Below are 6,967 nucleotides of genomic sequence, written 5' to 3' on the forward strand. Positions count from 1 at the left end.
CCGCCGTAGCTGCGGGCCGGGTTCGTGGCGCGGATCGCCCAGGTCACCCGGGTGCCGGGAACCTGCCCGGCGAGCTCGGCCAGGGCCAGCAGCGTGTTGGCCGCGGAGTGCCCGGCGCCGACGACCAGAGTGTGCCGGCCGGCGAACCGCTCACGGTCGCGTCCCAGGACGTCGGGCAGAGCCGACTCCAGGAACGCGGCAGCCTCGGCCTCACCGTGTGCCGGGATGCCGGAGGTGCCGAGGACGTTGGGCGTACCCCAGGTGCCGGAGGCGTCGATGACCGCGCGGGCCAGGATGTCCTCGCCGTCGGCCAAGCGGACCAGGAAGGGCGCGGTCGCGCGGCCGACGGTACGGATCCGGTCGAGGCCGAGCCGGGTGATCGCCACGACGCGGGCGCCGTAGCGGACGTGCGGCTTGATCTCGGGCAGATCGGCGAGCGGCTGCAGATAGTCGGCGGCCAGCTGCACACCGGTGGGAAGCTGGTCGTCGGCGGGACGCACCCAGCCGGCGTCGGTCAACAGGCGGGCCGCCGCGGCGTCGATGTTGAAGCGCCACGGGGAGAACAGCCGGACGTGCCCCCAGCTGCGGACGGCGGCAGCCGGGCCGGCACCGGCCTCGAGGAGCTGGAAGGAGAGGCCCCGCTCCCGAAGCTGAGCAGCAGCGGCAAGCCCGACCGGTCCGGCACCGATGACGACAACCGGCAGCGCCTTCAACTCATCAGCCATGCCTGATGCCTCGCTGCGCTGGTCCACGGTCGCCTCGGTGGTTCCGCAGCACTTCTCGCTCATGGCCCCTAGCTCCTCTTGCTTGACAGTGGTCTAACTCCTTCCTCACCTTGCATCGGACTTAGACGAGTGTCAAGCTATCCGCATGTCCGTTCTTCCCGTGGTCGAGATCCCGCCGGCGGCGGCTTGCTGCCCTCCTCTGTCGGCGCAGGCGCTCGCCCCGCAGGCCGCGGTCGAGCTGGCGCCGATGTTCAAGGCGCTCAGCGACCCGGTGCGGCTGCGGCTGTTGTCGCTGATCGCGGCCACGACGGAGATCTGCGTCTGTGATCTGACGGACGCGTTCGAGGTCACGGGCGCGACCATCTCGCACCACCTGCGGGTGCTGCGGGAGACCGGCCTGGTGGACTGCGAGCGCCGCGGGACGTGGGTCTATTACTGGGTCAAGAAGGACGCGATGGACCTGCTGGGCGGTCTGCTGACGTCTTCCGCGACGCCGTCGCATCAGGATTCGCTGATATCAGCTGGATCTGATGTGGTGCGGCTGCTGGCTGATCCGCTGCGGGCGCAGTTGGTGGAGATCCTGGCGGGCGGGCCGGCGTGTACGGCTTATCTGGTCGCGGAGACCGGGGCCAAGCAGCCGAACGTGTCCGGGCATCTGAAGCAGTTGCGGGAGGCTGGGGTGGTCGAGGCCGAGCCTCGGGGGCGGTACACGTTCTATCGGCTGGTGCCGGAGTCGCTGCAGGGCGCGGCGTTGCATCTGGCGGATCTGGGCGCGAAGGCCCGCGCCAACGCGGACAACTTCCGCTCCTGACGCGGCGCCTCGCAGCTCGGGCCCGGAGATCTGTTCGGGGCTCGCCTGACCGGCCAACGGCCCGTCAGCTCCCGGATGGGAGCTCTTCAGCGGCCGGAGGGCCAGCCCGCGGCCTGTCAGCTCCGGATGGGGCGCTTTCAGCGGCCGGAGGCCAGCTCGCGGTAGGCGGCGATCACCGCGGCGGTGCGTTCGGCAAGCTCCGGGCCAGCTTCGGTGCGGGGCGGCCCCGCCGCCGTCAGCCGGGAGATCGCCAGTTCAGCTTCGCGGGCGGTGTCGCCGATGCGCTGTTCCCGGATGAGGTTCTCCCCCGCCAGCGCGGCGGCGTTGATGCTGGCCAGGATGCGGTTGGCCGCGCCGGCCGTGGACCGCCAGAGCGCCTCGACCCGCAGCCGCTGCTCGGCCAGGGCCTGCACCGCCGGGCTGTCCGCCGGCAGGTCGTGCCGGGTGGCCTGAGCGAGCTCCTCACGCAGGCAGCGGATCTGCTGGCGGCGGGCCATGATGGCGGCGAGCTCCTCCAGCGCCGCCGACAGGCTGCGATCCGCGTCATCGGAGTCGATCATGTGCCGCAGCGCGGGCCAGGTGCGCCGCACCCGCTTGGCCACCACGAACGCCCGCTCGAACGCGGCCCGTTCCTCAGCAGCGACGAGCACGTGGGCGCTGTCGCCCTTGGGCATGGCGATGATCGCGGTACGGGCGGCCCGCGCCTGCTCGACCGCCACGAAAGCGACGAGCGCGACCGAGCCACCCGCCGCCAGCCACCAGGCGATGCCGAGCGCACTGAGCACCGCCGACAGCATCACCAGGACGAGAGTGAGCTGAGAGGCGAACCGGATCCGGTCCTGACGGCTGCGTCCACTGGGCGCGACCGGCACGACCTCCGTGACGGAACCCCAGCGGACCCGACGGGCCCGGCCGGTACGCATCTTGAGCGGGCTGGGCGACACGACGACCTTCTCCGTGTCGATGCCGATGTGCAGACCCTTGGGCCCCGGTGTGACCACGGTGCACCCTTTCCGCCTGCGGGAAGCTGAGCGGGCCCGGACGCCGAGGGGGTACGCCCGGGCCCGCTCACCGGCGGAGCCGTCCGCCGGTACCTGGAGGAATCGGGTGGGTGCGGGCCTACCTGAGCTCACCTCCGGGTGCAGCGCGGGTGCATCACGCCGCCTCGGCGACCACCTCCGTCCCCTTGCCGGGGCCGCCTTCCTCCGACGCAGCGATCGGCACTCCGCCCGCGGCGATCGGCACTCCGTCAGCGGTGATGAGGCCGAGGTGCTCCAGCCGGGCGAGGATGCCTCCCCGGCTGCGACCGAACTCCTCCATCAGCTCCCTCGGGCTCGCGCCCGCCCGGTGCCGCGCGACCATCCGCTCGTCGTCCTCGGCCGACCACCGAGTGCCTTGGTTACGGTGGCGCTTCGGCCGCTCCCCCGGCGGCGCCTGCGCCGGTGTCACCGACGACAGACGTTGCCGCCGCAGCGCCGCCAGGCCGGCCATGGTCGAGGTCAGCGCGTCCGCCACCGGGGCGAGGTCGGCGGGTGAGATCCCTCCGCTGATCTCGCTCACCACCTCGCCCGTGGGGCCCCAGCCGACCACGGACAGGCCGATGCTCTCGTCGCCCGTGCCGGACGCGGTGAGCTGATAGACGTGCGGTCCGATCGTCAGGTGCCGCTCGAGGGTGAGGTGCGGACGGCGGTCGTTCTCGGGTACGTACTCGTTGTCATCCATGCCGCGACGCTATGACCGGCGACTGACATTTTTGTCCCCGGCGTGGCGCGCGGTTCGGGGGCGTCCGCGCGTCCCGGACAACTATCCGAAAAGGACCGGCCGATCAGGCTCGGCTCAACCGGTTGCGCAGGATCGGCACGCCCGGCCCGTCCAGTTCGCTCAGCGCCACACCACGCCCGGTCATCGCCAGCATCAGCGCCTCCGCCGGCCCGGTCACCAGCGGTCCCGCGCCCGCCGACCAGTCCAGATCGGCCGCTTCGAAACGCAACCCGGCCACTCGCCGCTTCGGTGTGAAGCCGACCGCCCGGCCGCCCACCAGGAAGTCCAGTGACACCCGCAGCCGCTCCAGCCGCAGCCCGTGCGGCAGGCCGAGCGGCCGGCGCATGTCCTGGCCGTGCACCTGCAGGTCGGTCAGCTGCCCCGGATATCCCACGATCGGCGGTCGGAACGGGTTCTCCGCGTTGTCGCGCAGGCTGCGGGCCAGCTCGGCCGCCGGCTGCTCCGCCGTCAGGACCGCCAGCCGGGCGTTCGTCCTGTGGATGCTGAAGCCACTGCGGGCCAGCAGCGGCAGCACCGGTGTCACCGGCTTGCCGATCGCCGCCAGCAGGTGACCGGCCACCTGCTGGACCGTCCACTCACCGCACAGGCTCGGGGTTTCCAGCTGTTCCGGGGTCAGCGACTCCACCAGATCGGCGACGCGGCGCCGCTCGTCGGCGATCGCGGATGGGATATCCACAGGCACAGGCTAACGTCGCCGGCGACCCTTCCGCGGCCCGTACTCTGGCCGCCGTGACGACCGACTGGACCGCCACGTTGCCGGGCAAGCGGATGGGCGCCGCGCTGCTGCTGCGCGACAGCGACGACCGGATTCTGCTGGTGGAGCCCACCTACAAGCCCTACTGGGAGCTGCCCGGCGGGGTGGTCGAGGCCGGCGAGTCACCGCGGGCGGCCGCCGCGCGGGAGATCACCGAGGAGCTCGGGCTCAGCGTGGTGCCGGGGCGTCTGCTCGTCGTCGACTGGGTGCCACCACGGGACGCCCGCACCGACGGTTTGATGCTGGTCTTCGACGGCGGCCGGTGCGGCGATCCGGTGCGGCTGCCCGAGGCCGAGCTGCGCAGCTGGGCCTGGTCCGATCCCGGCGAGGCCGCGCAACGACTGCCCCCGCTGCTGGCCCGGCGCGCCGCAGCCGCTCTGCGCGCACTGCACACCAGCACCACGCTCTATCTGGAAGACGGTCACCCATGACAGATCAAGGGCCGCCGCCCGAGGTGCGGGCGGCGTTCGGCGCGCAGGGCAAGACGGTACGGCTGGCCGGCGGCAAGGGCGGCACCTGGCGGATCGGCGATCTGGTCCTCAAGCCGTCCGAGGGCGACGAGGAGGTCCGCTGGCGCAGTGCCGTGCTGGCCGCTCTGCCGGAGTCGCCGCACTTCCGGATCGCCCGGCCGGTGCGCGCCGCCGACGGTGACTGGCTGGCCGGTGGCTGGGAGGCCGCCCGAGCCGTCGCCGGGCAGCCGGACCAGCGCCGCGTCGACGACGTGATCCGGACCGGGGCCGCGTTCCACGAGGCGGTCGCCGCCGTGCCGCGACCTGCGCTGCTCGACACCCGCGACAACCCCTGGGAGTACGGCAACAAGCTCGCCTTCGGCGACGACCTGCCTCCGGCCCGGCGCAGACCTTCCGCCCTGCTCGACCAGTTGCTGGCGCACCGGCGGCCGATCGCGCTGCCGGAGCAGATCGTGCACGGCGACCTGCTCGGCAACGTGCTGTTCGCCGACGGCCGACCACCGGCGGTGATCGACTGGGCGGCGTACTGGCGGCCGCCGGCGTGGGCGTCGGCTGTCGCCGCGGTGGACGCGATGGTGTGGCACGGCGTCGACGCCGGGGTGATCGAGCGGTGGGCGCATCTGCCGGAGTGGGGACAGTTGCTGGTCCGGGCGGCGGTCTATCGGCTCGGCACCTGGGACGCCGCGGGGTGGCCGCAGGAGCCGGAGGAGCCGTACCGACCGGTGGTCGCGGCCATCGCCGGCTTCGTGGCCGGTCAGACGCGTTCGAGCCAGGTGCGGTAGTGAGTGCCGAACGGCTCGGCCTGCTCTCGGCACGCGGCGAGGACCTGCTGGGCCGCCTCGGCCGCCCGGGTGACCGTCTCGGCCGGGTAGCCGTAGCTGACCTGATGGGCGGCGAACTCGTCCTCGTCGAGCAGCGTGACGCGGCCCCGGTGCGTACGGGTCACGTCCAGGTCGAGGTCCACGATCGTGACCTGTTCCCGGCCCGACCAGACGGCCGGGGCGGTGATGTCGCAGTACATCTCGAGGTTGCGGGTCGGGGCGAAGAACAGCGGGGTGTACCAACCGTCGTGCGGGATGAGGCGGACGCCACGGTGCTCGTCGGCGCGGGTGACACCGGCCGCGACGTAGTGCACCTCCGTACCGACCGGCACGCCCAGCCACGTGCCCCACTCGTCCTCGCCGAGGTGGATCTCGACCGCGCGGCGGTGCAGCCGGCCGTCGAACTTGCGGAACACCACGTCGACCTCAGCCATGCGGCGCACTCTGCCAGCTGTCCCGTCGCAGCAGGTCCCGGGTGATCGCCGCGATGCTCGGGGCACCGGTCAGGGCCATGGTCAGGTCGAGCTCGGCGATCACGTTGCGGATCACGTCCTCGACGCCGCGCCGGCCGGCCAGCGCGAAGCCGTACAGGTGCGGGCGGCCCAGCAGCACGGCGTCGGCGCCGAGCGCCAGGGCGGTGAAGACGTCGGCGCCGGTACGGATGCCGCTGTCGAACAGCACCGTGGGCTGCGCGCCGACCCGCTCCCGCACGGCGACCAGCGCGTCCAGCGCGGCGACGGCGTTGTCGACCTGCCGGCCGCCGTGATTGGAGACCACGATGGCGTCCACGCCCAGGTCCAGCGCGCGACGGGCGTCGTCGGGATGCAGGATTCCCTTGAGCACGATCGGCAGCCGGGTCCGGTCCCGCAGGGTTGCCAGGTGTTCCCAGTTCAGACCGGGATTGGAGTAGATGTCGAGGAACGTCTCGACCGAGGCCCGAGGCACCGGCGAGCGCAGGTTGCGCCAGAAGGGCCCCGGGTGGTTGCGGGTCATCGCGAGCAACGCGCGAACGGCACCGGGCGTCACCCGTACCGGTGTCCTGCCGGGCTGGGGTGCCGCCAGCCGCTCGGTGACGATCTGCCGGAACCGCGGATCGGAGGTGTACTGCGCGATGCCGAGACCCCGGCTGAACGGCAGCGACCCCAGGTTGAGGTCCTGCGGGCGCCAGCCCAGCACGGTGGTGTCCAGGGTCACGACCAGCGCGCCCGCGCCGATCGCTTCCGCCCGCTGGATGAGGCTGTCCACCAGGCGTTCGTCGGTGCTCCAGTAGAGCTGCACCCAGCGCGGGGTGTCGCCCATCGCCGCCGCGCACTCCTCCATCGGGTTGCACCCCTGGTTGGAGAAGACGTAGGCGGTGCCGGTCGCCGCGGCGGCCCGGGCGATGGCCACGTCACTGTCGCGGCCCATGAGCGCGGTGGCACCGACCGGCGCGAGCAGGACCGGCGTGGTGTGCCGGGTGCCGAGCAGCTGCACCGAGAGGTCCCGTTCCACGGCGCCGGCGGCCATCCGCGGCATGATCGCCCACTGGTCGAAGGCCGCCCGGTTGCGCCGCATCGTCCGGCCCTCGCCGGCCCCGCCCGCGACGTACGCCCAGGCTTTTCTGC

The 6,967-nt window shown here is 72.7% G+C and carries 9 protein-coding genes; 3 read left to right on the top strand and 6 right to left on the bottom strand.

Going from position 1 to position 6,967, the window contains the following annotated elements; all coding sequences use genetic code 11:
- On the bottom strand, positions 1-725 hold a 725-nt coding region (locus tag AB0C29_RS26285; protein ID WP_360825171.1), incomplete at its 3' end, for an FAD-dependent oxidoreductase.
- Between the two features lie 145 nt (positions 726-870).
- On the opposite strand from AB0C29_RS26285, the gene AB0C29_RS26290 reads away from it, so the two are divergent.
- Positions 871-1,536 (top strand): metalloregulator ArsR/SmtB family transcription factor, encoded by a 666-nt coding sequence (locus AB0C29_RS26290; protein ID WP_360825174.1) that lies wholly within the window; start codon positions 871-873, stop codon positions 1,534-1,536.
- A gap of 137 nt (positions 1,537-1,673) precedes the next feature.
- On the opposite strand, the gene AB0C29_RS26295 is transcribed toward AB0C29_RS26290, so the two are convergent.
- The 3 genes from AB0C29_RS26295 to AB0C29_RS26305 form a co-directional block, all read right to left on the bottom strand.
- A complete protein-coding gene (locus tag AB0C29_RS26295) occupies positions 1,674-2,537 on the bottom strand; it encodes a hypothetical protein (protein WP_360825177.1) in 864 nt (287 codons plus the stop codon).
- A 154-nt stretch (positions 2,538-2,691) separates the two neighbouring features.
- Complete coding sequence (locus AB0C29_RS26300; RefSeq protein WP_360825179.1) at positions 2,692-3,258, bottom strand: hypothetical protein; 567 nt, start codon at positions 3,256-3,258, stop codon at positions 2,692-2,694.
- Positions 3,259-3,361: 103 nt separating this feature from the next.
- Positions 3,362-3,994 (bottom strand): maleylpyruvate isomerase family mycothiol-dependent enzyme, encoded by a 633-nt coding sequence (locus AB0C29_RS26305; protein WP_360825182.1) that lies wholly within the window; start codon positions 3,992-3,994, stop codon positions 3,362-3,364.
- A 53-nt stretch (positions 3,995-4,047) separates the two neighbouring features.
- Between AB0C29_RS26305 and AB0C29_RS26310 the strand changes: the two genes are divergently transcribed.
- Both AB0C29_RS26310 and AB0C29_RS26315 read left to right on the top strand, forming a co-directional pair.
- The gene (locus AB0C29_RS26310) at positions 4,048-4,503 is read left to right on the top strand and encodes an NUDIX hydrolase (RefSeq protein WP_360825185.1); all 456 of its coding nucleotides are present in this window, start codon (positions 4,048-4,050) and stop codon (positions 4,501-4,503) included.
- The gene (locus tag AB0C29_RS26315) at positions 4,500-5,324 is read left to right on the top strand and encodes a TIGR02569 family protein (RefSeq protein ID WP_360825188.1); all 825 of its coding nucleotides are present in this window, start codon (positions 4,500-4,502) and stop codon (positions 5,322-5,324) included. The genes AB0C29_RS26310 and AB0C29_RS26315 overlap by 4 nt, the downstream gene beginning before the upstream one ends.
- Here the strand turns inward: AB0C29_RS26315 and AB0C29_RS26320 are convergent.
- Together AB0C29_RS26320 and AB0C29_RS26325 are read right to left on the bottom strand one after the other, a co-directional pair.
- The gene (locus tag AB0C29_RS26320) at positions 5,297-5,797 is read right to left on the bottom strand and encodes a DUF402 domain-containing protein (protein ID WP_360825191.1); all 501 of its coding nucleotides are present in this window, start codon (positions 5,795-5,797) and stop codon (positions 5,297-5,299) included. The two genes, AB0C29_RS26315 and AB0C29_RS26320, sit on opposite strands and share 28 nt — an antisense overlap.
- Positions 5,790-6,967, bottom strand: a 1,178-nt coding sequence (locus tag AB0C29_RS26325; RefSeq protein WP_360825194.1) for an alpha-hydroxy-acid oxidizing protein, incomplete at its 5' end; no start/stop codon positions are given. The genes AB0C29_RS26320 and AB0C29_RS26325, both read right to left, overlap by 8 nt.

Source organism: Actinoplanes sp. NPDC048791, assembly GCF_040650095.1.
Classification (GTDB): domain Bacteria; phylum Actinomycetota; class Actinomycetes; order Mycobacteriales; family Micromonosporaceae; genus Actinoplanes.

Coding starts and splice junctions, on each gene's coding strand:
- AB0C29_RS26290 (WP_360825174.1), top strand. CDS start 871: ATGTCCGTTCTTCCCGTGGTCGAGATCCCGCCGGCGGCGGCTTGCTGC.
- AB0C29_RS26320 (WP_360825191.1), bottom strand. CDS start 5,797: ATGGCTGAGGTCGACGTGGTGTTCCGCAAGTTCGACGGCCGGCTGCAC.
- AB0C29_RS26315 (WP_360825188.1), top strand. CDS start 4,500: ATGACAGATCAAGGGCCGCCGCCCGAGGTGCGGGCGGCGTTCGGCGCG.
- AB0C29_RS26300 (WP_360825179.1), bottom strand. CDS start 3,258: ATGGATGACAACGAGTACGTACCCGAGAACGACCGCCGTCCGCACCTC.